Source organism: Massilia sp. TWP1-3-3, from assembly GCF_049897805.1.
GTDB lineage: Bacteria > Pseudomonadota > Gammaproteobacteria > Burkholderiales > Burkholderiaceae_D > Telluria_A.
Window position 1 is genome coordinate 1 of record NZ_JAFCWX010000078.1, and the last position, 3,972, is coordinate 3,972.

The 3,972-nt window shown below is 51.9% G+C and carries 4 protein-coding genes; all 4 read right to left on the reverse strand.

Annotated features, from left to right (window positions below; translation table 11 throughout):
• The coding region (locus tag ACP7D4_RS27590; protein ID WP_426212607.1) for a hypothetical protein at positions 1–556 on the reverse strand (556 nt) is incomplete at its 3' end.
• A 22-nt stretch (positions 557–578) separates the two neighbouring features.
• Positions 579–1,004 (reverse strand): hypothetical protein, encoded by a 426-nt coding sequence (locus ACP7D4_RS27595; protein ID WP_426212608.1) that lies wholly within the window; start codon positions 1,002–1,004, stop codon positions 579–581.
• 427 nt (positions 1,005–1,431) lie between these two features.
• Positions 1,432–2,706, reverse strand: a complete 1,275-nt coding sequence (locus tag ACP7D4_RS27600) for a hypothetical protein (protein WP_426212609.1) — start codon at positions 2,704–2,706, stop codon at positions 1,432–1,434.
• A 415-nt stretch (positions 2,707–3,121) separates the two neighbouring features.
• Positions 3,122–3,490, reverse strand: coding sequence for a hypothetical protein (locus ACP7D4_RS27605; RefSeq protein WP_426212610.1), 369 nt, complete (start codon positions 3,488–3,490; stop codon positions 3,122–3,124).
• Positions 3,491–3,972: the final 482 nt, after the last annotated feature.

Here is a 3,972-nt window from a genome sequence, read left to right on the forward strand (position 1 = left end):
CCTCCAGAGCGGTCGGCCACGGAACCAAATCTGCCGCCACTGTAATGCTCCCGCCCCATGAACGCCGGCGGAAAAGGTCCTCCGAAAAAACATCGCGACAAGTTCGAAAATTCAACCTCGAATAGGATGGTACGCCGCCCCTAAAATACTGCGGAACGTAACAAGTGGGCGCGATTAGCCGTCGCGCTTCTTCCGTGCGCTTCATCCCCTTTAGTACTAGCACTTTCTGCACATGGCAGGTTCCGTTCGAGTATGCGACCGAAATGCACCCGTCGATGTACTTCAGCGCCGCTGCGGGTCGCCCAAGTTGTTCCGCGGCGACGGAGGATTCCCAGTATGCCTTCGAGATGTCGATCGAAGTCGCAGCCCGCTGACATTTTTTGATAAACACGTTCGCGAACTTCTCCATGCTCACCCAATCCCGCGCAGCCATTGCGGCGCCGCGTTCATTCATCTGGTGCTCGCACTCGACCACCTCCCGCGATTGCGCTGCTGCTGAGAAGGAAACGAATGTCAGAACGAGAGCGGCTGTCATCAAGGCGAAGGTGCGGCGCATGTTTTTCCTATCTCCCCGCGCACTACTTTTTAGGCTTGTTTAGTTCGTCAATAATCACGCCAACAAAAGCGCCCCCGGCACCGAAAACTACCCACAGCCGACCGCCAATTGCCCCACCAAGCGCTGCAATACCGGCACCGCTGCCGGAGAGCGTCAATGCCGCGCCTGCGGCGCCTATTGCGATACGTGCTGGAAGTCCACGGTCATCCCAGCCGAGTCGCTTTAGTTCGCCACCCGCCAGCTTCATGATCGGCAGCAAAACCTTCGAATGCGCAGTTAGTTGAATCGCGGACGTCGCCTTTTTAATCAGTGATCCAGGGCGGTTCACGATCGCGCGCATTTCTTCCGCCCACTTTAAAAGTGCAATGCGCTCAGAATCGGAAGATTGCGCCACGACAGTAACGGCAAGACTTCGCACTTTGGATTCTGGATCAATATCTTCAGGCATTTGTCGGGTCTCTTCGGTTACAGCACTATGACTGGTGTCGATCCTACGGTTTTTTGCCGAGAACCTAAATTCGCAGACCTGCCCCAGCATTCGAAACACCAGCAGCCGGCACCGGACGTCGAATCTTAGGATCATTCTGCATATCTTCTTACTGGCGATCGGTACGTCTCGTCTCGCGGCGCTCACGTTAATTTTTTGTAAGAATTTCTACGTTTATTTGAGTGCTCTTCATAATTTTCCTTTGTTCGATTAAGCGAATAACATAGGTGCTGCGTCAGCTGATCCCCACAAGGCGGGGATCAGTATTTCCATCGCCCCGATGCGCGTTTTCGCGCGCGAATCTCTTTCATCCCGAAATTTAAACGAGAAGAGTGTGCCGCTGCCGATCAGGAAATAATAGGTGGGTGGGCCGGCCGCTTACTTCAGATCAATCAGCGCTATCCTTACATGGCACGTTTTTCCCTCCGACCACCATTTTTTTTCCTTGAGTTAAAGCGACATAATCATTGATAAAGCTACGCAGGGAGTCTTCGAACACACCACTGTGTCCTATGACAAGATCGTTATCCGTGTATGCGACAATAAAAGGGCTGTATGCGGTATGAGCGTCGAGCGGCGTGAATTTCACATTCCCAAACGTTCTGGCCGCAGAGAGATCACGCTGCGCAACTGTGCATGGACTGCGCTCATATTCCGCAGGATCAAAAGATTGTTCGGTTACTGGCTCCCCTAATCTCACGCTCATCACATGAGTTCGATGCGGCGTATATTCTCCAAGCGCTTTCCCCCATAGCGGCCATCGCTCATCTTCTGGTTTCCGTTTGACAGTCGATCCGAGTAGGCGACCCAAAGGAAAGAGCCATTTGCGCGCCCAGTCGCCTTGAGATGAAATTACCAACATTATTGGAGCTTGTGATTTTTCGTAGCTGCGCAGGGATGCCATCTGATGGATATCGTCATACTGCGCTGCTTCGAGTGCAGGATTTACCAATACAGTAAGGTCTCCAAAACCTTGCAACGGTCCGGTTTTATTAGATTTTAATTCTGTTTCGATCGTTTCGACAACCGTCTTGAACACTACCTGACCTCCGAAACTGTGTCCAAACGTAACTAGCCCCATAAATGGCGTTCTACTCGATTCAAGTCTAGCTTTTGCTCGATCTCGATAGATCTCGTTAATTGACTTGAGGAACTCATTCAGCTCGCCTTGCCCAACTCGCTCAGCCGCCAGCTTCCGTCCCCAGAAAGTACCGAAGTCTAGTGGCATGGGGAGGGAGCGACCGCGCCACCCGACGTATATCCCAATAACATTTAGACTCCCGTCTCCGGTTAGGCTTTTTCGCGAACGCGTATACGGACCAGCATCGCCATTTGAAGCATCGTCCAGGGTGGATCTTGTTTTGGCAAGCGATTCCGAAAATTTAATTGCGTTTGAATCATCAATATCTGCATTGTGATGCCAGCCATGGACGAAAACCAACACTATCGTATTCTTTGATTTGGCCGAGGAGCGGATGGTGTCAACTGCGCGTTCCGCAGCCTGTTTATCCCAAATCTTCCCATCATCGTCAACCTGAACGACAAAATCCTTTGGTTCATGGAACCGCCCCCCTTCCTGCTTGATGTAATCAGTGCGGTAAGCGCACGATGACAAAAACAATGAAATTGACAAGGCTGCAACGATCTTTAGAAAAAATTTCATCTAGTGACCTTTCTGAGCACTGGCGACCGGCCAGGTAACGGGCGCAACCTATCGCGCATTTCCTTTATAATGTCGCGTCAGCCAAACCACGGATTCACAGCTCAATAAGAACTTGTTTTGGCCCATCCATCTTCACATAGCGCCACGTCTAAAGTCCGATCGCCATTGCCAATTTTTTTGGCGTTTTCTTGTCGCCAAAGCTTGGACCACTTCCAAGTCCAGGACATCGACGACGTCGAACTCGCCCTTTTTGCAGACCGGCGATGCCAGCACGGCCTCCAATGTCAACTAGCTACCACTGGACCTTGGTCCCCATCGTCGAGAGCAGATAAGCCATATTTTTCTCGGGTGGTAACGCACGCCTAGAGCGCGTTGCACATGTGATGTGTAATGGTCCCGGCTGAACGCCCTGTATCTATCGGTTGGTAACAGAATCATCGAGTTGAGGACCCTGCATTGGGGACGGCGTTGAGGGTGCTGCTCGCACTGAACGGTTCGAACCAAAAAGATATCCAACGATAGTTCCGGCGAGGGTGAACATCGCGGTAAATCCCTTGTCGAAAATCTGCTGGCCCGGCCCGTTCGGCTCGTCGGCGAAATACAGAACCGACACGAACACAAACAACATCGTGATGCCAGTGAAGGTCGCCGCCGCGAAGCGCAGCTTGCGCGTTTCGATATCTGCTTCCTCAGGTGTGCTCTTGATGACCCAGGCTCCCATGGCCATTACCACCACAACAGCCGCGAGTGCTGCGTACACCAGGAAATCGAATTTTGTTTGCATGTGTGATTCTCCTTAACCGTCAGGCCCGTTATGCGGGCTGCGAGTGCTGCTAGGGGACTTTCCGCTCACTTCAGACGCGCCTGTAGCTATTTGCCTTTCTGAGGATTGTTGCCGCGACCGCCGCCTGACGGTTGATTGGGAACTTTACTTGGAGCGTTTAGTGGAACAGGGTTCTTTGCCATCATATCCTCCACAAAAGACCGGCTGCCGGCCGGATCGGGGCACCTACGGGAACTGGGTTATTTTCAACGGTCAATGACCGCGCCAATCTTCCTAACTATCAAAAAAATAACGTTGCATGATCATAATACGTCTGCGAACGCTCGCCGAAGTTTTTCTTTTGATACTTGCAGGTAAGGATCTAGGTGACTGTTCAGCCCCTATGACCGGCAGAAATTAGTTGTAAACAATTGTGATCGCGTTCATCATGCTGGCATGGCAACGAAACCTTCTTCTCCCGACCTGACTGGACTGTCCCACGA